This is a genomic window from Paraburkholderia aromaticivorans (assembly GCF_002278075.1).
Classification (GTDB): domain Bacteria; phylum Pseudomonadota; class Gammaproteobacteria; order Burkholderiales; family Burkholderiaceae; genus Paraburkholderia; species Paraburkholderia aromaticivorans.
Map to the genome: position 1 here is coordinate 1547535 of NZ_CP022989.1, position 23213 is coordinate 1570747.

Below are 23213 nucleotides of genomic sequence, written 5' to 3' on the forward strand. Positions count from 1 at the left end.
TCGCGAGTGTCGTGTGCGGCTCAGCCGAGCGTGAGGCCGCCGTCGACGTGGATCACCTGGCCGGTGATGTAACGCGCCTCGTCGGAAAGCAGGAACGCGATGAGCGCGGCGATATCCGCGGGTTCGGCGACATGGCCGAGCGGCGTCGCTTCGGCGGCGCGGGTCCAGACCGATGCATTATCGGCACTGGGGCCGCGATCTTTACGCGTATAGCCGGGCGCCACGCAATTGACCGTCACGCCGTGCGGCGCAAGTTCCGCGGCGGCGGTTTTCGCCAGCGATTCGAGCGCCGCTTTCGCGGCCGCCGTCGCGGCGAACGGCGCATCCGCGCGGTAGCGGTGCGCGACGAACGAACTGAGCGCGACCACGCGGCCGCGCCTGGACGTCTCCAGCGCGGGCGTCGCGCGTTTGACGAGCGCGGCGAACGCTGCCGGCATGGCCGCGAAGGCCGCGCCCAACGCATCGGGCTCGAGCGCGTTCAGCGTTTGGCGCTGCGCGTGCCCGGCGTTGGCGACCAGTTGATCGAGTGCGCCGAAGCTCGCCAGCGTTTGATGGATCACGTGCTCCGCGGCGCCGCGTTCGGCGAGATCGCCGTACACCGTGGCGCAGCGTGCGCCGTTCGCGCTGCAGTCGGCGGCGACTTGCGCGAGTCGTTGACGCGCTTCGTGATCGGCGCCGCGCGCGTGCAACATCAAGGCCGAGCGCGGTGCGGCGATGCGCCGGGCCAACGCGGCGCCAATGCCGGAGCCGGCGCCGGTGATCAGCACGACACGCTCGAATCCGCCGCTGCGCAGCGCGGCCAGGTCGCCGACGTCGCTCATGCTGCGATCGCTTCGTCCGAGCGCTCGACATCGAGCGTTTCGTCATGGAACGCAGCCAGCGACTCGCGATGCGCGACACTCACAATCGCCGCCTTCGGTAGCCGTTCCGTGAACAGGCGATAGAGGCGCGCCTCGTTTTCCGCGTCGAGCGCGCTGGTCGCTTCGTCGAGGAACAGATAGTCAGGCTTGTGCAACAGCACGCGCGCGGCGGCGAGGCGCTGCTGCTCGCCCGGCGACAGAATGCGGGTCCAGTGCCCCGATTCCTGCAGGCGGTCGGCGTATTCCGACAGATGGCAGACCACGAGCGCTTCGCGGCATTCCTCGTCGGTATAGGTATCCGCGGCGGAGGGGTAGGTGAGCGCCGCCTTGAGGGGGCCGATCGGCATATAGCTCACCTGCGGGATGAACATCATGCGCGCGTTGACCGGGGCGTCGATCGAGCCGTCGCCGAACGGCCACAAACCGGCGAGGGCGCGCATCAGCGTGCTCTTGCCCGAACCCGACGGGCCGCGCACCAGCCAGCGCGAGCCTGGCCGGATCGCGACGTCGCGAATGCGCGACAGCGGGTTGCCGTTGGGCAGCGCGAGTTTGAGACCGTCGGTGGAGAGCTTGTCTTCGTCGACGAAATGCAGATTGATGCCGCCATGCGCGGTAGCCGGCGAAACCGATTCCTTCAGGTGCGGCGCGTGCACGACGCGCTTGAATTCACGCAACCGGTTCACGGTGGCGCGCCATTCGACCAGGGTGCCGTAACTGTTGATGAACCACGAGAACGAATCGCTGACGGTGCCGAACGCGCTGGAAATCTGCATCAGCACGCCGAACGTGAAGGCGCCGGCAAAGTAGCGGGGCGCGGCGACCACCAGCGGAAAGATGATCGCGATCTGGCCGTAGAAGCTCAGTACGAACGTGAGGCGCTTGGTGTACTTCATCACCTGCCACCAGTTGTCGCGGATGCGGCCGAACAGCGAGTGCGCGTTCTTCTTCTCGGTGTCCATGCCGTTGTAGAAGGCGATCTGCTCGGCGTTTTCTCGCAGACGGATCAGGCCGAAACGGAAATCCGCCTCGACTTTCTGCGCCTGGTAGTTGATCGGCACGAGCGGATGGCCGACCTTCTGGATGATCAGCGAACCGACCACCGCGTAAAGCGCCGCGGCCCACACCATGTAGCCGGGAATCTCGATCGGCATGCCGCCGAGCGAAATGGTCAGCGCGCCGGCGAGCGACCACAGGATCGTGATGAACGACACCAGCGTGACCACCGTGGACAACAGGTCGAGCGTTAGCGAAAGGGTGCTCGTGGCGAACGATTGCAGGTCGTCGCTGATCCGCTGGTCGGGGTTGTCGGCGAGGCGGTCGCGCTCGATCCGGTAGAACGCGCTGTCTTTCAGCCACTCGTTCAGGTAGCGCGTGGTCAGCCACTGGCGCCAGCGGAAGCCGAGCATCTGGCGCAGGTAACGGCCGTACACCGCGAGGATGATGAAACCGAACGCGAGCCCCGAGAACACCATCAGCAGGTGCGGGAAGTCGTGCACGTTCTTGGTTTGCAGCGCGTTGTAGAAGTCGGCGCTCCAGCGGTTCAGCCTCACGTTGATCCACACCACGAGCAGATTCATCACGATGATCGCGACGAGCAGGCCCCATGCCGTGTTTCGTTCTTCGGAGACCCAGTAGGGTTTGATCAGGCTCCAGGCGGAGACTTTTTCGTCGGGCGGCAGCACGGGGCTGGCAGAGGTATTCGGTGTCATGAGCATCCTGAAGTAGTGCTGGCCCATTCGGGGCTGACCCAACGGGGCAGCGCCGTCTGCGGGCTGCCCTGCGGCGGGTTTGCGGTACATGCCCGGGCGTCGTGCTCGACTAACGCAGGCCCGGGTGAGCGTCCGATTCTGGCGCGCAGCCCTTAAGCGGAAATTAATTTGCGCCGCGAGGCCCTGCGCCGGTGCCGCTGCGAACATGGCGGGCCGGCGGGCCGCCCGCGCCGCGTTCGTGCGGCATCCTGTGCTGGCATTGTGCCAGAGCACTGCGTTCGGCCGTATTGATAAAGCAAAAGATGGTGTCGGATCAAACCGCGTGCGGCGGGGCGCTGGTTTGCGGGGGCCGCGTCTTTTATGGTCTAATGGACTTCGACGAAACAGGGGTGCTTCGCGCACTGGCGGCGTGATTTTCATGCCGCGGCGGCGAGGCTGAGAGAGACCCTTTGCACCCGATCCGGGTAATACCGGCGCGGGAAGTTTCCGGAAGCAGCCAGTCTTCCATTCCCCGCCGGGCGGCGTTAGTCGTTGGAACGCGCATTGCCCGGCCGGCCTCACCCGCCGGTTTCGTCCTGGGTACGTGCGTTTTGTTGGCCGTACGGAAAGGACTCGATGACCGCCTATTCTTCAGATATGTGTTTTGCTCTTCGTCACGCCGCCGGCGCGCCGTGCCGCTTCGGCTTTGCTCGCCGTTCTGAAACGGAGTGCGCACAATGACGCGTTCTGCGCAACCCGATTTCGCTGTCCTCGGCGGCGGCCTGTGTGGGCGCCTCGTCGCGTGGCGGCTCGCCGGCCAGGGACATCGCGTGGCGCTTTATGAGCGTGGCGATGCCGCCGGTTCGCAGGCCGCCGCGTGGGTTGCCGCAGCCATGCTGGCGCCGCTCGCGGAAGCGGCCAGCGCCGAAATGCTGATCACGCGCCTCGGCGCGAGTTCGCTGGATACCTGGCCGCAAGTGCTGGCCGAACTGCCCGAGCCAGTGTTCTTTCAACGCAATGGCACGCTCGTCGTCTGGCATCACGCCGACCGCACCGAAGCGCCGCTGTTCGAGCGCCGGGTGCGCTCGAATGCCCCGGCGGAATTGCTGGACGGCGGCTTCGTCACGCTGGCGGGCGCGCAACTCGGCGCTGCCGAGCCCGCCCTGGCGGGACGTTTCAATCAGGGCTGGCTGTTGCCGCGCGAAGGCCAGCTCGATAACCGGCAGGTGCTGGGCGCGCTGGCCGCGGGCCTTGTTCAACGCGGTGTCGAAACGCACTGGAATACGCCGGTCGACGACGCCGCGCTGCCGCCCGCCCATATCACGATCGACTGCCGCGGCCTCGGCGCGAAGCCCGCGCTGCCCACGCTGCGCGGCATTCGCGGCGAAGTGGCGCGCGTGCATGCGCCCGGCATCGGGCTGACGCGTCCGGTGCGGCTGCTGCATCCGCGCTATCCGCTCTATATCGCGCCGAAGCAGGACGACCTCTACGTGATCGGCGCGACCGAGGTGGAAGGCGAGGACATGTCGCCGGTGAGCGTGCGCTCGGCGCTCGAACTGTTGAGCGCGGCGTTTTCCGTGCACCCCGGCTTCGGCGAGGCACGCATCCTCGAACTGAATTCGCAGTGCCGCCCAACGTTGCCGGACCACCGTCCGGCCTTGCTGTGGGACGGCGCGCAGACGCTGCGCGTGAACGGCCTGTACCGGCACGGCTACATGATCGTGCCCGAAGTCGCCGACGAGGCCGTGCGCTTCGCCGCGGCGCTGCTCGACGGCCGCATCGGCGACGCCGATGCCTTCGCCGACTGGCAGCGCGCCGCGCGCTGGAGCGAGCTCTTTCAACTGGACTCCGCGCGGGAGCCGGCATGAGCGTTGCGCGAACTGTCGCTGCAGGCCACGCCGCTTTCGCCATCGATTGAACCGTATTCGAACACCATGGACATTCATATCAATCAGAAGCCGTTGTCGCTGCCCGAAGGCGCGACCGTTGCCGACGCGCTCGCCGCGTACGGCGCCCGTCCGCCGTTCGCGGTCGCGCTGAACGGCGATTTCGTGGCGCGCGCCCAGCATGCGGCGCGCGCGCTGCAGGCGGGCGACAAGCTCGACGTCGTGCAACCCGTGGCCGGCGGCTGAGCCTCTCGCCACGTCTTGCCGCAGACCCAAAGGATGATGCAGATGACCTCCCCCCAGACCGCCGACGCACTTACGCTGTACGGCCAGACCTTCGCAAGCCGTGTGCTGCTCGGCACCTCGCGCTATCCGTCGCTGCAATCGCTGTCCGATTCCATCGACGCGGCGCGGCCCGGCATGGTGACCGTCGCGCTGCGCCGGCAGATGAACGAAGGCGGCGCGCAAGCCAGCTTCTTCGACCTGCTCAAGCGCCACGGCGTGCCGCTCTTGCCGAACACGGCCGGCTGCCTGACCGTCGGCGAGGCGGTCACGACCGCGCATATGGCGCGCGAAATCTTTGAAACCGAGTGGATCAAGCTCGAACTGATCGGCGACGACTACACGCTGCAGCCCGACCCGGTCGGCCTGATCGAAGCGGCCGCGCAACTGATCAAGGACGGCTTCAAGGTGCTGCCTTATTGCACGGAGGACCTCGTGATCGGCCGCCGTCTGCTGGACGCCGGCTGTGAAGCGCTGATGCCGTGGGGTGCGCCGATCGGCACCGGCAAGGGCGTGATCAATCCATACGGCTTGCGCGTGCTGCGGGAGCGGTTGCCGGACGTGCCGCTGATCGTCGACGCCGGACTCGGCGTGCCGTCGCATGCGGCGCAGGTGATGGAATGGGGTTTCGACGGCGTGCTGCTGAACACGGCCGTCTCGCAGGCCACGCACCCCGACGCGATGGCGCGCGCCTTCGCGCTGGGTGTCGAAGCGGGTCGCCAGGCCTTTCTGGCGGGACCGATGGCCGAGCGCGAAAGCGCGCACGCGAGCACGCCGGTGGTTGGCATGCCGTTCTGGCATCAAGACGGGAGCGCCGCATGACGAAGAGTTTGACATTGAAAGACCGCGACCTCTTCTGGCCGCCCGCCGACGAACTCACCGAAGCCGCCGAGCGCATCCGCGCCCGGCTGGGCGACTGGCCGCCGACGCACGCGCCATGGCGCATCTGCCTGACCGCGCCGGACGAACCGAACGGCGGCGACCTGATCCTGATCGCCGACGCGCAGCAGCACGGCGAGCAGATGGCGCGCTGGCTGGTGCGCGGCGCCGGCGTGATCGAAGCCGCCGAGGACAAGGCCACGCTGCATCTGGGCGGCGACAAATACCGCCTGGAAGGTCATCTGGCGGAAGATTGGGTTGCCGCGCTGGCGGCGTTCCTCGACTGCGGCTTCGATCCGCATGACGCGCTGGTGCTGGCGCTCGCCTGGCGCGACGGCGACGAAACCCGGGCCGACGACGCTTTTCCCGCCGACATCAGCCACTTCCCGCGTCTTGCCGGCTTGCCCGAGGCGCCGTCGCAGGCATTCGCGCGCTGCCCCGAGCAGCTGGGCCTGTATCCGGTGCTGCCGAGCGCGGAATGGGTCGAACGGGTGGTGGGCTTCGGCGTGAAGACCGTGCAGCTGCGCCGCAAATCGGCCGAACCCGCCGCCGAACTGAAGCGCGAAATCGCCCGCTGCGTGGCCGTCGGCCGTGAGTACGACGCTCAGGTGTTCATCAACGACCATTGGCAGGCCGCGCTCGAAGCCGGCGCGTACGGCGTCCACCTCGGGCAGGAAGACGTGCATACGGCGGACCTCGCCGCGCTCGCGGCCGCAGGCGTGCGGCTCGGCCTGTCGACTCACGGTTTCTACGAGATTCTGAAGGCGCTGCATTTCCGGCCAAGTTACATTGCACTGGGCGCGGTGTTTCCGACCACCACCAAGGTCATGCCGACCGAGCCGCAGGGCCTGCGGCGCCTCGCCCGCTACGTGCGGCTGCTCGACGGCGTCGTGCCGCTGGTGGCGATCGGCGGGATCGACCTGCAGGTGCTGCCCGACGTGCTGGCGACGGGCGTCGGCTGCGCGGCCGTGGTGCGGGCGGTGACGGAAGCGGCGGATCCGGCCGCGGCCCTTTCTGCACTGCAACAAGCGTTTACGCAATAATCGTCATGATTGATTAAGGGACAGGGCGCGCTCAGGGCAACTTTTGCACGATGGCCCTATAATTCGGCCTTCCGTGTAAAAGGACTGTCAGTTTCGTGTCTTCCTCACCCGAGACCTTACTCGAGCTGCGCGACGTCGACTTCGGTTACGGCGACCGGCTCGTTCTGTCGAACCTGAATCTGCGCTTCAAGCGCGGCCAGGTGGTCGCGGTCATGGGCGGCTCGGGCTGTGGCAAGACCACGGTGCTGCGCCTGATCGGCGGTCTCGTGCGCGCGCAGCGCGGCGAGATTCTGTTCGACGGCCAGGACGTCGGCCGGCAAACGCGCGACGGCCTCTACGCGCTGCGCCGCAAAATGGGCATGCTGTTCCAGTTTGGCGCGCTTTTCACCGATATGTCCGTGTTCGAAAACGTCGCCTTCGCGCTGCGTGAGCATACCGACCTTCCCGAACAACTGATCCGCGACCTCGTGCTGATGAAGCTCAACGCGGTCGGCTTGCGCGGCGCTCGCGACCTGCTGCCGTCGGAGATCTCCGGCGGCATGGCGCGGCGCGTGGCGCTCGCGCGCGCCATCGCGCTCGATCCCGAACTGATGATGTACGACGAGCCGTTCGCCGGTCTCGATCCGATCTCGCTCGGCATCACCGCGAACCTGATTCGCGCGCTGAATCAGGCGCTCGGCGCCACCTCGATCCTCGTCACGCACGACGTGCCGGAATCGTTCGCGATTGCGGATTACGTCTACTTCCTCGCCAATGGCGGAGTCCATGCCGAAGGCACGCCCGCCGAATTGCGGGAGTCGACCGACCCCACGGTGCGCCAGTTCATCGACGGCGCGCCGGACGGTCCCTTCAAATTTCACTACCCCGGCAAGACGCCGCTCGCGGCGGACTTCGGCATCGGCGGAGGTCAGTCATGATCAGTGCGATCGGCCGCTCGGTGCTCGACGGGCTGGGCACGGCCGGCTATGCCACGCGCTTTTTCTTGCGGCTGGTGCTCGAATTTTTCCCGTTGCTGCGCCGTCCGCGTCTTGTCACGAAGCAGATCCACTTCGTGGGTAACTATTCGCTGGTGATCATTGCCGTGTCGGGCCTGTTCGTCGGCTTCGTGCTCGGCCTTCAGGGCTATTACACGCTGAACCGGTACGGCTCGGAGCAGGCGCTCGGGTTGCTGGTGGCGCTGTCGCTCGTGCGCGAACTCGGCCCGGTGATCACGGCGCTGCTGTTCGCCGGGCGCGCCGGCACGTCGCTCACGGCAGAGATCGGCTTGATGAAAGCGGGCGAGCAATTGACCGCGATGGAAATGATGGCGGTGGACCCGGTGAAGGTCGTGGTCGCACCGCGCCTGTGGGCCGGCATTATTTCGATGCCGATCCTCGCGGCGATTTTCAGCGCGGTCGGCGTGCTCGGCGGCTACGTGGTCGGCGTGCTGCTGATCGGCGTCGACGCCGGCGCGTTCTGGTCGCAGATGCAAGGCGGCGTCGATGTCTGGCGCGATGTCGGCGCGGGGGTCGTCAAGAGCGTGGTGTTCGGCCTTGCGGTGACGTTCGTTGCGCTGTTTCAGGGCTATGAAGCCAAGCCGACGCCGGAAGGCGTGTCGCGCGCCACGACCAAGACTGTCGTGTACGCGTCGCTTGCGGTGCTCGGGCTCGATTTTCTGCTGACCGCACTGATGTTCAGCTAAGTCCGCGCCACACTTTTTTCGCCGGCGGCGCGTCATTCGACGCGCGCGGCGGAAGTGTCGACGGCGTGGCGGATTCACTTTGGGATGACGATGAAAAAGACTGCTCTCGACTTCTGGGTCGGCCTGTTCGTGGTGTTGGGTTTCGTGGCGTTGCTGTTTCTCGCGCTGAAGGCCGGCAACATGAGCTCGTTGTCGTTCCAGGCAACGTATCCGGTCAAGCTCAAGTTCGACAATATCGGCGGACTGAAGGCGCGCGCGCCCGTGAAGAGCGCGGGTGTGACGGTCGGTCGCGTCGGGTCGATCGGCTTCGACAGCAACGCGTACCAGGCCGTCGTCACGATCGATCTGGACAAGCAATACCAGTTTCCGAAAGACACGTCGGCGAAGATTCTGACCTCGGGTCTGCTGGGTGAACAGTACATCGGGCTCGAACCGGGCGGCGACAGCGAGATGCTCAAAGCGGGCGACACCATCTCCATGACGCAGTCGGCGATCGTGCTGGAAAACCTCATCGGACAGTTTCTGTATAGCAAGGCTGCCGATTCGGGTGCGTCCAAGCCGGGCGCGGTTGCGAGCACACCCGCGCCCGCGGCGCCGAGCCTGCCCGCCTCCGGCGCGGCGGCTCAATAAGGAGAACAAGAATGCAGACCACGCGCATCAAGACCGCACGCGCTTTCCCGCTCGGTAAGCTGGCGGTCGTCGCCATGCTGCTCGCCGGCTGTACGACCGTGCAGACGCCGACCAAGGGCGATCCGCTCGAAGGTTTGAACCGCACGATGTTCACCGTCAACGACAAGATCGACCAGTACGCGCTCAAGCCGGTCGCGAAGGGCTACGTGTGGGCGACTCCGCAGCCGGTGCGCGACAGCGTGACGAATTTCTTTTCGAACATCGGCGACGTCTACATTGCGGCGAACAACCTGCTGCAGTTGAAGATCACCGACGGTGTCGAAGACATCATGCGGATCGTGATCAACACGGTGTTCGGTGTCGGCGGTCTGTTCGACGTGGCAACGCTCGCCAAGCTGCCCAAGCACGACAACGACCTCGGCCTGACGCTCGGTCACTATGGCGTGCCGGCGGGCCCGTACCTCGTGCTGCCGCTGTTCGGGCCGAGCACCGTGCGCGATGCGGTCGGCTCGATCGGCAACTATTATGTGAACCCGCTCAGCTATATCGATCCGGCGGGGCTGAGCTGGGCGCTGTACGGCCTGAACGTGGTCAACACGCGCGCCAATCTGCTGAGCGCGAGCGATGTGTTGGAAGGCGCCGCACTGGATAAATACTCGTTCGTGCGCAATGCGTATCTGCAACGCCGTCAGTACTTGTTGTCGGACAACAAGCAGTCGCAGGCGCTACCGAACTATGGCGAAGAAGCGCCGCTGCCGAAATACGACGACGTCGACGGCAGCGCGGCCGGTGCGCCGGCTGGCGCCGTAACCGGTACGGCCGGCGCGGCGGGCACGCCGGGTGCTGCCGCCGCGAAGCCGGCGCCGGCCTCCGGGGCGGCCGCGGCCACGCCGCCGCAAGCGGCGTCGGGCACCGCGGCAGCGCCGGAAGCCGCGTCGGGCAGCACCGAAACGCCGCCGCTGGACCTGAATGGCGGCCCTGAAACGACGCAGATTCCGGCCGGCCAACTGGTGCCGCCTACGCGTTTCAACTTTCCGTCATTCAAATTGCGTTGATCGTGCGGCCGTAACAGATCGATACGACTCTCGCAGTTTGCGCATGGATTGCTGCTGAACTCGCGTGCTAATGTCGGCTCAAACGGTTGCACTATTTTTTAAGGCAGGGCTCCAAATGAAAAAATTGTTCTTGATTCCGCTGTTCGCCGCGCTGTTCTCGTTTGCCAGTGCCGGTGCATCAGCACAAACGGTCGACGCCAATTCACCCGACGGCATGATCAAGACGGTCACGCAGGAAGTGATCGACGCAGTGCGCGCCGACAAGTCGATCCAGCAAGGCGACATCTCGCATATCACCCGGCTGGTCAACGAAAAGATCCTGCCGTACACCGATTTTCGCCGCACCACGCAACTGGCCATGGGCCGCAACTGGCGCACGGCCACGCCGGAGCAGCAAAACCAGGTGGTCGAGCAGTTCAAGATGCTGCTGATCCGTACATATTCGGGCGCCTTGGCGCAGGTGCGCGATCAGCAGATCCAGTACAAGCCGTTCCGCATGAACCCGGACGACACCGACACGGTGGTGCGCTCGGTCGTGATGAACAATGGCTCGCCGATCGAACTGGACTACCGTCTTTACAAGACGCCGCAAGGCTGGCGCGTCTATGACATCAACGTGCTCGGCGCATGGCTGATCCAGGCATATCAGCAGCAGTTCAACGAGCAGATTCAGCAGAAGGGCGTGGACGGACTGATCCAGTTCCTCACGCAGCGCAACCAGCAACTCGCCGCGGGCAAGCAGTCGTGAGCGAAGTGCTGAGCCCCGTCGCGAACCGCTTTGAAAGCGGCGCGACGCTGACCCACGAGAGCGCGAACGCCGCGCTCGCGGCGGGTTTGCAACGGATCGCGGCGGGCGCGAACGGCGTGGATTGCGCGCCGCTCGCGCAATTCGATTCGTCCGCGCTGGCCGTCCTCCTTGCGTGGCAGCGCGCCGCTCAAGCGCGCGGCGGCGCGTTCGAGATCGTCAACCTGCCGGCTGGTCTCGCCAGCCTTGCGCAAGCCTACGGCGTCGATACCCTCTTATCGGCGCGACATTGACGCCCCCGGCGCGTCACTTCCAAACCCCCCGGCTGAGATAGGGCCACCGATTTTTGCCCTATAATCAAACGTTTTTCGGGGCCTATAACCGGCCCCAATTCCGTTCCTTCCAGCATTTGTGCGCCCACTCAGGGCTCCTTTAGGCGCTGCGACGCACGCGGCCCACAGTCAATGTCAGCCATAGAAATTCGTAACGTCAAGAAGCGCTACAAGGACTTGCAGGCGCTCAAGGGCGTCAGCCTCACAGTTGAAGAAGGCGAGTTCTTCGGACTGCTCGGTCCGAACGGCGCGGGCAAGACAACGCTCATCAGCATCCTCGCCGGGCTCGCGCGCGCCGATGAAGGCAGTATCGCGGTGCGTGGCCACGACGTGGTCAGTGATTTCCGCGCCGCGCGCCGCGCGCTCGGCGTGGTGCCGCAGGAACTCGTGTTCGATCCGTTTTTCACGGTGCGCGAGACTTTGCGCATCCAGTCCGGCTACTACGGTCTGCGCAACAACGACGCGTGGATCGACGAGATCATGGCCAATCTCGACCTTACCGACAAAGCCGACGCCAACATGCGCGCGCTGTCGGGCGGTATGAAGCGCCGCGTGCTGGTCGCGCAGGCGCTGGTGCACCGGCCGCCGGTGATCGTGCTCGACGAGCCGACCGCGGGCGTCGACGTCGAATTGCGGCAAACGCTGTGGAAATTCATCTCGCGTCTGAACCGCGAAGGCCACACCATCGTGCTGACCACGCACTACCTGGAAGAAGCCGAGTCGCTGTGCGACCGCATCGCCATGCTGCGGCGCGGTGAGGTCGTGGCGCTCGAACGCACCAGCACGCTGCTGCAACGCTTTGCCGGCATGCAACTGTTCTTGCGTTTCGCGCAAGGCGTGTTGCCGGCCGATCTGCGTCCGCTCGAAGTGGAAAGCGGCGCGGGCAACGGCAATGGCCGCCAGCATCTGCTGCGTCTCGCCAGTTACGACGACGTCGAAAAGATTCTCGCGCAGTGCCGCACGGCGGGCTGCACATTCGAAGAAATCGAGGTCCGCAAAGCCGACCTCGAAGATGTGTTCGTTCAGGTAATGAACGGCCCGGAAGTGATCGAGGGGCTTGCATGAGCGGTTTCCGTACGCTGTTTTACAAGGAGCTCCTGCGGTTCTGGAAGGTGGCGTTCCAGACGGTGCTGGCGCCGGTCATCACCGCGCTCCTGTATCTGACGATTTTCGGCCACGCTCTGCGCGGTCATGTGCAGGTCTATCCGGGTGTCGAATACACGAGTTTCCTGATTCCGGGTCTCGTGATGATGAGCGTGCTGCAAAATGCCTTCGCGAACAGTTCGTCCTCGCTGATCCAGTCGAAGATCACCGGCAATCTGGTGTTCGTGCTGTTGCCGCCGCTGTCGCACTACGAGATGTTCGGCGCCTATGTGCTCGCCGCGGTGGTGCGCGGCCTCGCCGTGGGTTTCGGCGTGTTCATCGTGACGATCTGGTTCGTGCCGGTCAGCTTCACCGCGCCGCTCTACATCGTTCTGTTCGCGATTTTCGGCGCGGCGATTCTCGGCACGCTGGGCTTGATCGCGGGTATCTGGGCCGACAAATTCGACCAGCTCGCGGCGTTTCAAAATTTTCTGATCATGCCGCTCACGTTTCTCTCGGGCGTGTTCTACTCCACTCACACGCTGCCACCCGTGTGGCGCGAAGTGTCGCGGCTCAATCCCTTTTTCTACATGATCGACGGCTTTCGCTACGGTTTCTTCGGGATGTCGGATGTCAATCCGCTCGTGAGCCTCGCGATCGTCGCCGGTTTCTTTGTGGTGCTGGCCGTGGTGGCGATGCGCATGCTCGCTTCCGGCTACAAACTGCGCCACTGATCAGGAGCTTCTCTCATGTTGCCGACTCCCGAACAGGTCAAGCAATACATCGCCGCTGGGCTCGCCTGCCAGCATCTCGAAGTCGAAGGCGACGGCCAGCATTTCTTTGCGACCATCGTTTCGCCGAGCTTCGAAGGCAAGCGTCTGATCCAACGCCATCAACTCGTGTACGCGGCGCTCGGCGACCGCATGCGCGAAGAAATCCACGCGCTCAGCATGAAGACGCTGACGCCCGCCGAATGGCAGAACGCGTAATCTGGAACTTTAGTGCGAATTACTCAAGAAGGGCGCGACGCCGGTAGCGGCGCGCCGAACACAGTCAAAGCAGCCCCGGCCGAAGTCCGGGTCAATCAGGAACTGACAGGCATGGATAAACTCGTCATTGAAGGTGGCTACCCGCTGTCGGGTGAAGTCGTCGTCTCGGGTGCGAAGAACGCGGCGTTGCCGATTCTGTGCGCGGGTCTGCTCAGCGCGGAGCCGGTGCATCTGGAAAACGTGCCCGACCTGCAGGACGTGCGCACGATGCTCAAGCTGCTCGGCCAGATGGGCGTGCAGATCGAGAGCGGCGAAGGGCGTGTGTCGCTGAACGCGTCGAAGGTGGATAACCTCGTCGCGCCGTACGAAATGGTCAAGACCATGCGCGCGTCGATTCTCGTGCTCGGCCCGCTGGTTGCGCGCTTCGGTCATGCGCGCGTCTCGCTGCCGGGTGGCTGCGCGATCGGCGCGCGGCCGGTGGATCAGCATATCAAGGGCCTGCAGGCGATGGGCGCGGAGATCACGATCGAGCACGGCTTCATCGAAGCGCGCGCGAAGCGTCTGAAGGGCGCACGCATCGTCACCGACATGATCACCGTGACCGGCACCGAAAATCTGCTGATGGCAGCCGTGCTCGCCGAAGGCGAGACCGTGATCGAGAACGCGGCGCGTGAGCCGGAAGTCGGCGATCTCGCGCATCTGCTGGTCGAGATGGGCGCGAAGATCGAAGGCATCGGCACGGATCGTCTCGTGATCCAGGGCGTCGACAAGCTGCATGGCGCCAAGCACACGGTGATTCCTGACCGGATCGAAGCCGGCACGTTCCTGTGCGCGGTGGCGGCAGCCGGTGGCGACGTCACGCTGCGCAAGGTCCGTCCGCTGATTCTCGAAGCGGTGACCGAAAAGCTGCGCGAAGCCGGCGTCACGATCGAAGAAGGCGAAGACTGGATGCGCGTGCGCATGGACAAGCGTCCCAGCGCGGTCACGTTCCGCACCTCCGAATACCCGGCGTTCCCGACCGACATGCAGGCGCAGTTCATGGCGCTGAACACGATCGCGACCGGCACCTCGCAGGTCGTCGAGACGATTTTCGAAAACCGCTTCATGCACGTGCAGGAATTGAACCGGCTCGGCGCGAACATCACGATCGACGGCAACACCGCGCTCGTGACCGGCGTCGAGCAACTTTCCGGCGCGAAAGTCATGGCGACGGACCTGCGCGCGTCCGCGAGTCTCGTAATCGCCGCCTTGCGCGCCGACGGTGAAACGCTGATCGACCGGATCTATCACCTCGACCGCGGTTACGACCGGATGGAAATCAAGCTCACCGCTATCGGCGCGAAGGTGCGCCGTATCTCGGGGAGCCAGGCATGAGCGCAATGCCGCAGACTTCGTCGTCGCCGGCGGTGAGCGCACCGCTCACGCTGGCGTTGTCGAAAGGGCGTATCTTCGAGGAAACGCTGCCGCTGCTCGCGGCGGCGGGCATCGAAGTGGCCGAAGATCCGGAAACCTCGCGCAAGCTCATTCTGCCGACCACGGACGCGAACCTGCGCGTGATCATCGTGCGCGCCACCGACGTGCCCACCTACGTCGAATACGGCGCGGCCGACTTCGGCGTGGCGGGTAAAGACGTGCTGCTCGAGCACGGCGGCAGCGGCCTGTATCAGCCGGTCGACCTGGATATTGCGCGTTGCCGCATGTCGGTCGCGGTCGCGGCCGGTTTCGATTATGCGAACGCGGTGCGCCAGGGCGCCCGCTTGCGCGTGGCGACCAAGTACGTGGAAACCGCGCGTGAGCATTTCGCCGCCAAGGGCGTGCACGTCGACCTGATCAAGCTGTACGGTTCGATGGAACTGGCGCCGCTGGTGGGCCTCGCCGATGCGATCGTCGACCTGGTGAGCTCGGGCAACACCTTGCGCGCCAACAATCTTGTCGAGGTGGAGGAGATCATGCAGATTTCGTCGCGCCTCGTTGTGAACCAGGCGGCGCTCAAGCTCAAGCGCGCCGCATTGCGGCCGATCCTCGACGCGTTCGAACGCGCGTCGAAAGCCGGCTCCACGACGGCCTGATCGCGCTAGTGTGACCACGCTCTAAAGCGCGCCTTACCGAAACGGATACCCGTATGTCTATCAAGATTCGCAAACTCGATTCCACCGCTCCCGACTTCCAGAAGTCGCTGCACGCGGTGCTCGCGTTCGAGGCGAGCGAAGACGAAGCAATCGAGCGCTCGGTCGCGCAGATTCTGAACGACGTGAAGGCGCGCGGCGACGCCGCGGTGCTCGAGTACACGCGCCGCTTCGACCGTGTCGAGGCAAACAGCGTCGACGCGCTCGAGCTGCCGATGTCGGAGCTGGAAGCGGCGCTGGAAGGCCTCGAGCCGAAGCGCCGCGCGGCGCTCGAAGCGGCGGCGGCGCGGGTGCGCGGCTACCACGAGAAGCAGAAGATCGAATGCGGCAGCCATAGCTGGCAGTACACGGAAGCCGACGGCACCGTGCTGGGCCAGAAGGTTACGCCGCTCGATCGCGCCGGTATCTACGTGCCGGGCGGCAAGGCGGCGTATCCGTCGTCGGTGCTGATGAACGCGATTCCGGCGCGAGTGGCCGGCGTGCGCGAAATCGTCATGGTGGTGCCGACGCCGGACGGCGTGAAGAATCCGCTGGTGCTCGCGGCCGCGTTGCTCGGCGGCGTGGATCGCGTATTCACGATCGGCGGCGCCCAGGCGGTGGGCGCGCTGGCGTACGGCACGGCGACCATTCCCGCGGTCGACAAGATCTGCGGTCCGGGCAACGCGTATGTCGCCTCGGCCAAGCGCCGGGTGTTCGGCACGGTCGGCATCGACATGATCGCCGGGCCGTCGGAAATTCTCGTGCTGTGCGACGGCACCACGGACCCGCGCTGGGTGGCGATGGACCTGTTCTCGCAAGCCGAGCACGACGAACTCGCGCAGTCCATCCTGCTGTGCCCGGACGACGCGTTCATCGGCCGGGTAAGAGATGCGATCGACGAACTGCTGCCCACCATGCCGCGCCGCGACGTGATCAGCGCGTCGCTGGAAGGGCGCGGCGCGCTGGTCAAGGTGCGCGACATGGCCGAAGCCTGCGCGATCGCCAACGACATCGCCCCGGAGCACCTCGAAATCTCCGCGCTGGAGCCGCATCAATGGGGCCAGCTGATCCGCCATGCCGGCGCGATCTTCCTCGGCCGCTACACCAGCGAAAGCCTCGGCGACTACTGCGCGGGGCCAAATCACGTTTTGCCTACGTCTCGTACCGCACGGTTCTCGTCTCCCTTGGGCGTCTATGATTTCTTCAAGCGTTCGAGCGTGATCGAGGTCAGCGCGGAAGGTGCGCAGACGCTTGGCGAGATCGCCGCCGAACTCGCTTACGGCGAAGGCCTGCAGGCGCATGCCCGAAGCGCCGAATACCGGATGCGGCAAAACGGCTGAGTGCGTTGAGTCCGACGCTCAAGCCGCGGGCATCGAACCGATGCCCGCGAACGCCGGCGACGGATTGCGCGCGGTTCCACGTTCAATAACGACATCAGAGACCAAGCTGGGGCGGCCCGCATGCCGCCGACGCCGGGCCGGCGTTTCCTCGCGGCCCGCTCCACCGACCTATGACGACACCTCAAGACATCATCCGCCGCGACGTGCTCGCGATGACGAGCTATCCGGTTCCGGACGCGACGGGCTACATCAAGCTCGACGCGATGGAAAATCCGTTCCCGCTGCCGCCGGTGCTGGCCGCGCATCTGGGCGAGCACCTGGCGGGGGTCGCGCTGAACCGCTATCCGGCGCCGCGTCCGGATGCGCTGATCGAGAAGATCAAGCGTGTGATGCAGGTGCCGGCCGGCTGCGACGTGCTGCTCGGCAACGGCTCGGACGAGATCATCAGCATGGTGTCGGTCGCATGCTCGCAGCCGGGCGCCAAGGTGCTCGCGCCTGTGCCGGGTTTCGTGATGTATCAGATGTCGGCGAAACTGGCGAATCTCGAGTTCGTCGGCGTGCCGCTGAAAGCGGACTTCACGCTCGACACCGAAGCGATGCTGGCCGCGATCGCCGAGCACCAGCCGGCGATCATCTACCTCGCCTATCCGAACAACCCGACCGGCACGCTGTTCGACGACGCCGACATGGAGCGCATCATCGCCGCGGCCAGTAAGAGCCTCGTGGTGATCGACGAGGCCTACCAGCCGTTCGCGCAGCAAAGCTGGCTGCCGCGCGCCGACGCGTTCGACAATGTCGTAGTCATGCGCACGGTGTCCAAGCTCGGTCTGGCCGGCATCCGTCTCGGGTATCTGGTCGGCAAGCCGGCCTGGCTGACCGAATTCGACAAAGTGCGGCCTCCGTACAACACCAACGTGCTCACACAAGCCGCCGCCGATTTTCTGCTCGATCACGTCGACGTGCTCGATTCGCAAGCCGCGCAATTGCGTGAAGAACGGACGAAACTCGCGCACGCAGTGGCCGGGTTGCCGGGCGCCGAAGTGTTCCCGAGCGCCGGCAACTTCCTGCTGGTGCGCGTGCCGGATGCGTCGGTCCTGTTCGAAACGCTACTGGCGGCGCGGGTTCTGATCAAAAACGTGAGTAAAATGCATCCATTGCTGGCCAATTGCGTGCGTTTGACCGTCGGTTCGCCGGAAGAAAACGCGCAATTGCTCGCCGCACTGAAGCTCGTATTGCACTGAAGGCGTGCCGAATGGCCGCGCAAGCGCGTTTCCCGACAACGGGAAAGCACTCGCGGCCCGCCGTTTTCCCATCCCACCTACTTATCGCTTTCTAGCTAGATTCGAGGAATTACCATGCGCCTTGCGGAAGTCGTTCGCAACACCAGCGAAACGCAGATCCGTGTGAAGATCAATCTGGACGGCACCGGTCAGCAGAAGCTGGCCACCGGCGTGCCGTTTCTGGACCACATGCTCGACCAGATCGCGCGGCATGGATTGTTCGACCTCGAGATCGAAGCGCATGGCGATTTGCATATCGACGACCACCACACGGTCGAAGATACCGGCATCACGCTCGGCCAGGCCGTCGCGAAAGCGATCGGCGACAAGAAGGGCATTCGCCGTTACGGTCATTCTTACGTGCCGCTCGACGAAGCGCTCTCGCGCGTCGTGATCGATTTTTCCGGTCGTCCGGGGCTCGAATTCCATGTGCCGTTTACGCGCGCGCGGATCGGCACGTTCGACGTCGATCTATCCATCGAATTTTTCCGCGGCTTCGTGAATCACGCCGGCGTGACGCTGCATATCGACAACCTGCGCGGCCTGAACGCCCATCACCAGATGGAAACGGTGTTCAAGGCGTTCGGGCGTGCATTGCGCATGGCCACCGAACTGGACGAACGCGCGGCGGGGCAGATTCCGTCGACCAAGGGCAGCCTTTAAGCGCTCGTTAGCTGGCTCATTTACCTGGACCGGGACCGGCGCCGATTGCGCTCGCACCCGGTGTGCGATGGACATTCTGAAGTCGTTTATTTCGCTGCTGGCGTTGATCAACCCGGTCGGCGCCATCCCGTTCTTCATGAGCCTGACGGCGCATCAGAGCGACGCCGAGCGGCGGAGGACCATCCGGATCGCGGCCATTTCGGTGTTCTGCGTGATTGCGGTGACCACGCTGCTCGGGCAGCAGATCATCAGCTTCTTCGGCATTTCGGTCGGCTCGCTCGAAGTGGGCGGCGGGATCATCATGCTGCTGATGGCGATCAACATGTTGAACGCGCAGATCGGCAACAGCCGGTCGACGCCGGAAGAACGCCACGAAGCGGAGCAGAAGGACAACATCGCGGTCGTGCCGCTGGCGATTCCGCTGTTGACCGGTCCGGGCGCGATCAGCACCACGATCATCTATGCGGCCGGTTCGGCGCACTGGTACGACCGGATCAGCCTCGTCGCGATCGGCGCGGTGTTGGCGGCGATCTGTTTTTTTTCGCTGCGCCTCGCCGAACCGATTGCCCGCTGGGTCGGTCGCACGGGTATCAACATCGGCACGCGGCTCATGGGTTTGATGTTATCGGCGCTGGCGGTGGAATTCATCGTCGATGGATTGAAGGCATTGCTGCCTAATTTGAAATGAAAACTTCGATAGCGATTGTGGATTACGGAATGGGCAACCTGCGCTCGGTTGCCCAGGCACTGCGCAAAGCCGCGCCGGAAGCGGATGTGGCGATCGTCGACCGGCCGGAAGCGATCCGTGCCGCCGACCGCGTGGTGCTGCCAGGCCAAGGTGCGATGCCCGACTGCATGCGCAGTCTCGGCGAGTCCGGCTTGCAGGAAGCGGTGATCGAAGCGTCGCGCACCAAGCCGTTGATGGGCGTGTGCGTCGGCGAGCAGATGCTGTTCGACTGGAGCGCGGAGGGCGACACGCCCGGCCTCGGCCTGTTGCCCGGCAAGGTGCTGCGCTTCGACCTTGAAGGCCAACTGCAGGACGACGGCTCGCGTTTCAAGGTGCCGCAAATGGGCTGGAACCGCGTGCGCCAGACGCAGCCGCATCCGCTCTGGGACGGCGTCGCGGACAACGCGTTCTTCTACTTCGTGCACAGTTATTACGTGGTGCCGGACAATGCCGCCCATACGGCGGGCGAAACGGTGTATGGCGTGCCCTTTACCTCGGCGGTGGCGCGGGATAACATCTTCGCGACCCAATTCCACCCTGAAAAGAGCGCCGAAGCGGGGCTGCGCGTGTATCGCAACTTCGTGCACTGGAACCCGTGAGCGCCTTTCTTCATCCTGTTGCCGCGCGTCGTTTCGCCACAAGCGAAACGTGCGCCGCGCGCCGCAATGGCGGCATCGCGATTTCGCTTGCCCACGACGCCGCGCAAGGGCGTCGAAAGAGTTGTACTAAACTAGCGAAACGGCGTCCCGGCGGGCTGAACCATCAGTCGCTCGCGCCGACCTCCAACCCATTCCCAGACAACACCCGATTGCTATGCTGCTGATCCCCGCCATCGACCTGAAAGACGGTCAGTGTGTACGCCTCAAACAGGGCGATATGGACCAGGCGACGATATTTTCCGAGGAACCGGCGGCGATGGCCCGACACTGGGTCGATCGCGGAGCCCGGCGTCTGCACCTCGTCGACCTGAATGGCGCGTTCGCCGGCAAGCCGAAGAACGAAGACGCGATTCGCGCGATCATCGAGGAGGTGGGCGGCGAGATTCCCGTTCAACTGGGCGGCGGCATTCGCGACCTGAATACGATCGAGCGCTATCTGGACGACGGTTTGTCGTACGTGATCATCGGCACGGCGGCGGTGAAGAATCCCGGCTTTTTGCAGGATGCCTGCACGGCGTTCGGCGGCCATATCATCGTCGGGCTGGATGCGAAAGACGGCAAGGTCGCAACCGACGGCTGGAGCAAGCTGACCGGTCACGAAGTGGCCGATCTCGCGCGCAAGTTCGAGGACTACGGCTGCGAGTCGATCATCTACACCGACATCGGCCGAGACGGCATGCTGCAGGGCATCAACATCGAAGCGACGGTGCGTCTCGCGCGCGCGGTGAAGATTCCGGTGATCGCGAGCGGCGGGTTGTCGAACCTCGCGGACATCGAATCGCTGTGCGAAGTCGAAGACGAAGGCATTGAAGGCGTGATCTGCGGCCGGGCCATCTACTCGGGCGACCTCGACTTCGCGGCGGCGCAAACCCTCGCGGACCGGCTGCGCGAATCGGACGACGCTTAACACGGTGAGGCGGGGCCGGCAGGCTTGCCGCTCGCGCCTCGTGCGTTCGGCGTCGCGGTGAGCGAATCGTCGGCGTCCGAGCGCTGCGGCCTGACACCGGCATACCACCGTCTCGAGCCGGTTGCGCGGAACTCACCGGCGGCGCGACTGACCGCGCCGGCACTGTGCCGCTCGCCCAGGCGAGCGGCCTCATCAGCGGTATTGGCAGAATTGCAAGATCATGGCTCTAGCTAAACGCATCATCCCCTGTCTCGACGTCACGGCTGGCCGTGTGGTCAAGGGCGTCAACTTCGTCGAACTGCGCGATGCGGGCGACCCGGTCGAAATCGCCCGCCGTTACGACGATCAGGGCGCCGACGAACTCACCTTCCTCGACATCACGGCGACTTCGGATCAGCGCGACCTGATTCTGCCGATCATCGAAGCGGTCGCCTCGCAGGTGTTCATTCCGCTGACGGTCGGCGGCGGCGTGCGCGCCGTCGAAGACGTGCGGCGTCTGCTGAACGCGGGCGCGGACAAGATCAGCATGAATTCGTCGGCAGTGGCGAATCCGCAGCTCGTGAAAGACGCAACGGACAAATACGGCTCGCAATGCATCGTGGTCGCGATCGACGCGAAGCGCGTCTCCGCGCAAGGCGAAACGCCGCGCTGGGAAGTTTTCACGCACGGCGGACGCAAGGCCACCGGGCTGGATGCGGTCGAATGGGCGCGCAAGATGGCCGAACTCGGCGCCGGCGAAATCCTGCTGACCAGCATGGATCGCGACGGCACCAAGAGCGGCTTCGACCTCGCGCTCACGCGCGCGGTGTCCGACGCGGTGCCGATCCCGGTGATCGCCTCGGGCGGCGTGGGCAACCTGCAGCATCTGGCGGACGGCATCAAGGAGGGCCACGCGGACGCTGTACTCGCCGCGAGCATTTTCCACTACGGCGAACACACCGTGGGCGAGGCCAAGCGCTTCATGGCCGATCAAGGCATTTCGGTGAGGTTGTGACGTGGTGAATCCCTCGGCAATCAATTGGCTCGACAAGGTCAGGTGGGACGCGAACGGCCTCGTGCCGGTGATCGCGCAGGAAGCGTCGACAAACGACGTGCTGATGTTCGCGTGGATGAACCGCGAAGCGTTGGCGAAAACCGTCGAAACGGGCCGTGCGGTGTATTTCTCGCGATCGCGTCAGCGGCTGTGGTTCAAGGGCGAAGAGTCCGGCCACGTGCAGCATGTGCACGAACTGCGGCTCGATTGCGACGAAGACGTCGTGCTGCTGAAGGTGGAGCAGGTGTCGGGCATTGCCTGCCATACCGGCCGCCACTCGTGCTTTTTCCAGAAATTCGAAGGCTCGGTGGAAGATGGCGACTGGGTCGCCGTCGATCCGGTGCTGAAAGACCCCGAACACATCTACAAATGACGCAATCCACGCAAACCACGTCGTCTGACTCCGCGTCCACGACCGACACGCTGCTGCGCCTCGCGGCGATCATCGACAGCCGCAAGGGCGGCGATCCGGACGTCTCGTACGTATCGCGCCTGTTCCACAAGGGCGACGACGCGGTGCTGAAGAAGATCGGCGAAGAAGCCACCGAAGTCGTGCTGGCCGCCAAAGATGCGCGCCACGGCGGCGCGCCGAAAGCGCTGGTCGGGGAAGTCGCGGACCTGTGGTTTCACTGCCTCGTGATGCTGTCGCACTTCGATCTGAACCCCGCGGACGTGCTCGCCGAACTCGAGCGCCGCGAAGGCATGTCGGGCATCGAGGAAAAGGCGCTGCGCAAGAGCCGCGAGCGCGAGCAGAACGGCGATTGAGCGGCGGCGGTCCGGCGACCGGGCGGTGGCCGGACCGCGGTGGCGCGCCGCAGTCTTGAAGTGGCGGGCACTGAACGCATCTGATCGCATCCTTGGGAGGACGCAAGCATGGAACAGTCGCATGAAAGCTATTCGCCGCCGGCCTACCGCAATGCTATCGAGCCGGAACGCGAGCGCAGCCTGCGCACGCTCACCCACGTTCTGTATGCGCTGTACGCGGTTCACTGGCTAACGGGCGGCCTGACGATCCTGATCGCGATCATCATCAACTACGTGAAGCGGCCCGATGTGGTGGGCACGCCCTACGAAGCCCACTTCGAGTGGCAGATCCGTTCTTTCTGGATGGCCTTGCTGGGTTATCTGATCGGCGGCGTGCTGCTGTTCGTGGTGATCGGCATTCCGGTACTGTGGGCCGTGAGCATCTGGATGTTGTACCGTATTATCAAAGGCTGGCTGTATCTGTACGATAACAAGCCGCTCGCGAATCCGCGTGGCTGGTTCTGAGTTTCGTCCGACCGTTGCCGGGCCTGACATGAACCGCGCCACGCATGCTTCGCGTTTCAGCCCTACTGTGTCAGGAA

27 protein-coding genes and 1 riboswitch are annotated in these 23213 nt (G+C 64.8%); of the genes, 25 read left to right on the forward strand and 2 right to left on the reverse strand.

Going from position 1 to position 23213, the window contains the following annotated elements; genetic code table 11:
- Positions 1 to 20: 20 nt before the first annotated feature.
- Positions 21 to 821 carry an SDR family NAD(P)-dependent oxidoreductase gene (locus CJU94_RS07040; protein WP_095418080.1) on the reverse strand — a complete coding sequence of 267 codons (801 nt, stop codon included), beginning with the start codon at positions 819 to 821 and terminating at the stop codon, positions 21 to 23.
- Positions 818 to 2569, reverse strand: a complete 1752-nt coding sequence (locus CJU94_RS07045) for an ABC transporter ATP-binding protein/permease (protein ID WP_095420245.1) — start codon at positions 2567 to 2569, stop codon at positions 818 to 820. The genes CJU94_RS07040 and CJU94_RS07045 overlap by 4 nt, the downstream gene beginning before the upstream one ends.
- Before the next feature lie 375 nt (positions 2570 to 2944).
- Positions 2945 to 3068: riboswitch (TPP riboswitch) on the forward strand.
- A gap of 217 nt (positions 3069 to 3285) precedes the next feature.
- On the opposite strand from CJU94_RS07045, the gene CJU94_RS07050 reads away from it, so the two are divergent.
- The 25 genes from CJU94_RS07050 (at position 3286) to CJU94_RS07170 (ending at position 23136) form a co-directional block, all read left to right on the forward strand.
- Entirely contained in the window at positions 3286 to 4416 is a 1131-nt protein-coding gene (locus tag CJU94_RS07050; protein ID WP_095418081.1) for an FAD-dependent oxidoreductase, read from the forward strand.
- Between the two features lie 66 nt (positions 4417 to 4482).
- Complete coding sequence (gene thiS, locus CJU94_RS07055) at positions 4483 to 4680, forward strand: sulfur carrier protein ThiS (RefSeq protein ID WP_095420246.1); 198 nt, start codon at positions 4483 to 4485, stop codon at positions 4678 to 4680.
- Between the two features lie 42 nt (positions 4681 to 4722).
- Complete coding sequence (locus CJU94_RS07060) at positions 4723 to 5538, forward strand: thiazole synthase (protein ID WP_095418082.1); 816 nt, start codon at positions 4723 to 4725, stop codon at positions 5536 to 5538.
- Positions 5535 to 6638, forward strand: coding sequence for a thiamine phosphate synthase (gene thiE / locus CJU94_RS07065; protein ID WP_095418083.1), 1104 nt, complete (start codon positions 5535 to 5537; stop codon positions 6636 to 6638). Before CJU94_RS07060 ends, thiE begins: the two co-directional genes overlap by 4 nt.
- A gap of 95 nt (positions 6639 to 6733) precedes the next feature.
- Positions 6734 to 7555, forward strand: coding sequence for an ABC transporter ATP-binding protein (locus CJU94_RS07070; RefSeq protein WP_095418084.1), 822 nt, complete (start codon positions 6734 to 6736; stop codon positions 7553 to 7555).
- The gene (gene mlaE / locus CJU94_RS07075; RefSeq protein ID WP_095418085.1) at positions 7552 to 8319 is read left to right on the forward strand and encodes a lipid asymmetry maintenance ABC transporter permease subunit MlaE; all 768 of its coding nucleotides are present in this window, start codon (positions 7552 to 7554) and stop codon (positions 8317 to 8319) included. The genes CJU94_RS07070 and mlaE overlap by 4 nt, the downstream gene beginning before the upstream one ends.
- Before the next feature lie 90 nt (positions 8320 to 8409).
- On the forward strand, positions 8410 to 8949 hold the full coding sequence (gene mlaD, locus CJU94_RS07080; protein ID WP_095420247.1) for an outer membrane lipid asymmetry maintenance protein MlaD: 540 nt from the start codon (positions 8410 to 8412) through the stop codon (positions 8947 to 8949).
- Positions 8950 to 8960: 11 nt separating this feature from the next.
- On the forward strand, positions 8961 to 10004 hold the full coding sequence (locus tag CJU94_RS07085; RefSeq protein WP_095418086.1) for an MlaA family lipoprotein: 1044 nt from the start codon (positions 8961 to 8963) through the stop codon (positions 10002 to 10004).
- A gap of 115 nt (positions 10005 to 10119) precedes the next feature.
- Positions 10120 to 10752 carry an MlaC/ttg2D family ABC transporter substrate-binding protein gene (locus CJU94_RS07090; RefSeq protein WP_095418087.1) on the forward strand — a complete coding sequence of 211 codons (633 nt, stop codon included), beginning with the start codon at positions 10120 to 10122 and terminating at the stop codon, positions 10750 to 10752.
- Positions 10749 to 11042, forward strand: a complete 294-nt coding sequence (locus CJU94_RS07095; RefSeq protein ID WP_095418088.1) for an STAS domain-containing protein — start codon at positions 10749 to 10751, stop codon at positions 11040 to 11042. The genes CJU94_RS07090 and CJU94_RS07095 overlap by 4 nt, the downstream gene beginning before the upstream one ends.
- A 171-nt stretch (positions 11043 to 11213) precedes the next feature.
- Positions 11214 to 12146, forward strand: coding sequence for an ABC transporter ATP-binding protein (locus CJU94_RS07100; protein ID WP_095418089.1), 933 nt, complete (start codon positions 11214 to 11216; stop codon positions 12144 to 12146).
- Positions 12143 to 12898: an ABC transporter permease gene (locus CJU94_RS07105; protein WP_095418090.1), complete on the forward strand. Its 756-nt coding sequence runs from the start codon at positions 12143 to 12145 to the stop codon at positions 12896 to 12898. Before CJU94_RS07100 ends, CJU94_RS07105 begins: the two co-directional genes overlap by 4 nt.
- Positions 12899 to 12913: 15 nt before the next feature.
- The gene (locus CJU94_RS07110; protein WP_006052280.1) at positions 12914 to 13153 is read left to right on the forward strand and encodes a BolA family protein; all 240 of its coding nucleotides are present in this window, start codon (positions 12914 to 12916) and stop codon (positions 13151 to 13153) included.
- A 111-nt stretch (positions 13154 to 13264) separates the two neighbouring features.
- Complete coding sequence (gene murA, locus CJU94_RS07115; protein ID WP_095418091.1) at positions 13265 to 14527, forward strand: UDP-N-acetylglucosamine 1-carboxyvinyltransferase; 1263 nt, start codon at positions 13265 to 13267, stop codon at positions 14525 to 14527.
- A complete protein-coding gene (hisG, locus tag CJU94_RS07120; RefSeq protein WP_011489996.1) occupies positions 14524 to 15222 on the forward strand; it encodes an ATP phosphoribosyltransferase in 699 nt (232 codons plus the stop codon). Before murA ends, hisG begins: the two co-directional genes overlap by 4 nt.
- A 53-nt stretch (positions 15223 to 15275) precedes the next feature.
- Complete coding sequence (gene hisD, locus CJU94_RS07125; RefSeq protein WP_095418092.1) at positions 15276 to 16598, forward strand: histidinol dehydrogenase; 1323 nt, start codon at positions 15276 to 15278, stop codon at positions 16596 to 16598.
- Positions 16599 to 16768: 170 nt separating this feature from the next.
- Complete coding sequence (hisC, locus tag CJU94_RS07130; RefSeq protein ID WP_095418093.1) at positions 16769 to 17839, forward strand: histidinol-phosphate transaminase; 1071 nt, start codon at positions 16769 to 16771, stop codon at positions 17837 to 17839.
- 114 nt (positions 17840 to 17953) lie between these two features.
- Positions 17954 to 18541, forward strand: coding sequence for an imidazoleglycerol-phosphate dehydratase HisB (gene hisB / locus CJU94_RS07135; protein ID WP_007180208.1), 588 nt, complete (start codon positions 17954 to 17956; stop codon positions 18539 to 18541).
- A gap of 67 nt (positions 18542 to 18608) precedes the next feature.
- Complete coding sequence (locus CJU94_RS07140) at positions 18609 to 19229, forward strand: YchE family NAAT transporter (RefSeq protein ID WP_007180209.1); 621 nt, start codon at positions 18609 to 18611, stop codon at positions 19227 to 19229.
- The gene (hisH, locus tag CJU94_RS07145; protein WP_095418094.1) at positions 19226 to 19867 is read left to right on the forward strand and encodes an imidazole glycerol phosphate synthase subunit HisH; all 642 of its coding nucleotides are present in this window, start codon (positions 19226 to 19228) and stop codon (positions 19865 to 19867) included. The genes CJU94_RS07140 and hisH overlap by 4 nt, the downstream gene beginning before the upstream one ends.
- 214 nt (positions 19868 to 20081) lie before the next feature.
- Positions 20082 to 20834: a 1-(5-phosphoribosyl)-5-[(5-phosphoribosylamino)methylideneamino]imidazole-4-carboxamide isomerase gene (gene hisA, locus CJU94_RS07150; protein ID WP_042329166.1), complete on the forward strand. Its 753-nt coding sequence runs from the start codon at positions 20082 to 20084 to the stop codon at positions 20832 to 20834.
- 220 nt (positions 20835 to 21054) lie between these two features.
- Positions 21055 to 21828, forward strand: coding sequence for an imidazole glycerol phosphate synthase subunit HisF (gene hisF / locus CJU94_RS07155; RefSeq protein WP_095418095.1), 774 nt, complete (start codon positions 21055 to 21057; stop codon positions 21826 to 21828).
- Between the two features lies 1 nt (position 21829).
- Positions 21830 to 22240: a phosphoribosyl-AMP cyclohydrolase gene (hisI, locus tag CJU94_RS07160; RefSeq protein ID WP_177205060.1), complete on the forward strand. Its 411-nt coding sequence runs from the start codon at positions 21830 to 21832 to the stop codon at positions 22238 to 22240.
- Positions 22237 to 22632: a phosphoribosyl-ATP diphosphatase gene (locus tag CJU94_RS07165; RefSeq protein ID WP_095418096.1), complete on the forward strand. Its 396-nt coding sequence runs from the start codon at positions 22237 to 22239 to the stop codon at positions 22630 to 22632. Before hisI ends, CJU94_RS07165 begins: the two co-directional genes overlap by 4 nt.
- Positions 22633 to 22740: 108 nt before the next feature.
- Entirely contained in the window at positions 22741 to 23136 is a 396-nt protein-coding gene (locus CJU94_RS07170) for a DUF4870 family protein (protein ID WP_095418097.1), read from the forward strand.
- Positions 23137 to 23213 lie beyond the last annotated feature (77 nt).

Excerpts from the sequence above, each read along its gene's own strand:
- hisA (WP_042329166.1), top strand. The coding sequence starts at position 20,082 with ATGCTGCTGATCCCCGCCATCGACCTGAAAGACGGTCAGTGTGTACGC.
- murA (WP_095418091.1), top strand. The coding sequence starts at position 13,265 with ATGGATAAACTCGTCATTGAAGGTGGCTACCCGCTGTCGGGTGAAGTC.
- CJU94_RS07045 (WP_095420245.1), bottom strand. The coding sequence starts at position 2,569 with ATGACACCGAATACCTCTGCCAGCCCCGTGCTGCCGCCCGACGAAAAA.
- CJU94_RS07165 (WP_095418096.1), top strand. The coding sequence starts at position 22,237 with ATGACGCAATCCACGCAAACCACGTCGTCTGACTCCGCGTCCACGACC.
- hisD (WP_095418092.1), top strand. The coding sequence starts at position 15,276 with ATGTCTATCAAGATTCGCAAACTCGATTCCACCGCTCCCGACTTCCAG.
- CJU94_RS07060 (WP_095418082.1), top strand. The coding sequence starts at position 4,723 with ATGACCTCCCCCCAGACCGCCGACGCACTTACGCTGTACGGCCAGACC.
- CJU94_RS07140 (WP_007180209.1), top strand. The coding sequence starts at position 18,609 with ATGGACATTCTGAAGTCGTTTATTTCGCTGCTGGCGTTGATCAACCCG.
- hisC (WP_095418093.1), top strand. The coding sequence starts at position 16,769 with ATGACGACACCTCAAGACATCATCCGCCGCGACGTGCTCGCGATGACG.
- hisG (WP_011489996.1), top strand. The coding sequence starts at position 14,524 with ATGAGCGCAATGCCGCAGACTTCGTCGTCGCCGGCGGTGAGCGCACCG.
- CJU94_RS07040 (WP_095418080.1), bottom strand. The coding sequence starts at position 821 with ATGAGCGACGTCGGCGACCTGGCCGCGCTGCGCAGCGGCGGATTCGAG.
- mlaD (WP_095420247.1), top strand. The coding sequence starts at position 8,410 with ATGAAAAAGACTGCTCTCGACTTCTGGGTCGGCCTGTTCGTGGTGTTG.
- thiS (WP_095420246.1), top strand. The coding sequence starts at position 4,483 with ATGGACATTCATATCAATCAGAAGCCGTTGTCGCTGCCCGAAGGCGCG.
- CJU94_RS07170 (WP_095418097.1), top strand. The coding sequence starts at position 22,741 with ATGGAACAGTCGCATGAAAGCTATTCGCCGCCGGCCTACCGCAATGCT.
- hisF (WP_095418095.1), top strand. The coding sequence starts at position 21,055 with ATGGCTCTAGCTAAACGCATCATCCCCTGTCTCGACGTCACGGCTGGC.
- CJU94_RS07100 (WP_095418089.1), top strand. The coding sequence starts at position 11,214 with ATGTCAGCCATAGAAATTCGTAACGTCAAGAAGCGCTACAAGGACTTG.
- CJU94_RS07105 (WP_095418090.1), top strand. The coding sequence starts at position 12,143 with ATGAGCGGTTTCCGTACGCTGTTTTACAAGGAGCTCCTGCGGTTCTGG.
- CJU94_RS07085 (WP_095418086.1), top strand. The coding sequence starts at position 8,961 with ATGCAGACCACGCGCATCAAGACCGCACGCGCTTTCCCGCTCGGTAAG.
- hisB (WP_007180208.1), top strand. The coding sequence starts at position 17,954 with ATGCGCCTTGCGGAAGTCGTTCGCAACACCAGCGAAACGCAGATCCGT.
- mlaE (WP_095418085.1), top strand. The coding sequence starts at position 7,552 with ATGATCAGTGCGATCGGCCGCTCGGTGCTCGACGGGCTGGGCACGGCC.
- CJU94_RS07050 (WP_095418081.1), top strand. The coding sequence starts at position 3,286 with ATGACGCGTTCTGCGCAACCCGATTTCGCTGTCCTCGGCGGCGGCCTG.
- CJU94_RS07110 (WP_006052280.1), top strand. The coding sequence starts at position 12,914 with ATGTTGCCGACTCCCGAACAGGTCAAGCAATACATCGCCGCTGGGCTC.
- hisH (WP_095418094.1), top strand. The coding sequence starts at position 19,226 with ATGAAAACTTCGATAGCGATTGTGGATTACGGAATGGGCAACCTGCGC.
- CJU94_RS07090 (WP_095418087.1), top strand. The coding sequence starts at position 10,120 with ATGAAAAAATTGTTCTTGATTCCGCTGTTCGCCGCGCTGTTCTCGTTT.
- thiE (WP_095418083.1), top strand. The coding sequence starts at position 5,535 with ATGACGAAGAGTTTGACATTGAAAGACCGCGACCTCTTCTGGCCGCCC.